The organism is Streptomyces sp. URMC 126 (genome assembly GCF_051386555.1).
In the GTDB taxonomy this organism is placed as follows: domain Bacteria; phylum Actinomycetota; class Actinomycetes; order Streptomycetales; family Streptomycetaceae; genus Streptomyces.
The window spans coordinates 1-294 of record NZ_JBPQTX010000760.1 but is presented as its reverse complement, the minus strand read 5'-3'; the positions used below and the strand labels follow the sequence as shown (position 1 = coordinate 294).

Below are 294 nucleotides of genomic sequence, written 5' to 3'. Positions count from 1 at the left end.
ACCCAGGCGTCATGGCCCGGCGCGACCCGCAGGAAGTCGCCGGGCCCGGCCTCTCCCGACTCACCGTCGTTCATGACGATCTTCAGGCGGCCGCTGACGACGTACCCCGTGTGCGCGGCCTCGCAACTGTCGGTCCCGGCGATGGGCTTGACGTGCTTGGACCACTGCCAGCCCGGTTCGAAGACCGCGCGCCCCACCGGTCCCCGCTCGGTGGTGAACAGATCGAGCCTGCCCTTGCCGTCCTCGAACGGACGGGTCTCGTCCGCGGAGTCGAAGTTCTTGCATACGATTCCG

At 68.7% G+C, this 294-nt stretch carries 1 protein-coding gene; it reads right to left on the bottom strand.

The features are described 5' to 3' along the window. Positions 1 to 294: cupin domain-containing protein (locus ACSNOK_RS33790; protein WP_436784575.1), on the bottom strand; the 294-nt coding region annotated here is incomplete at both ends.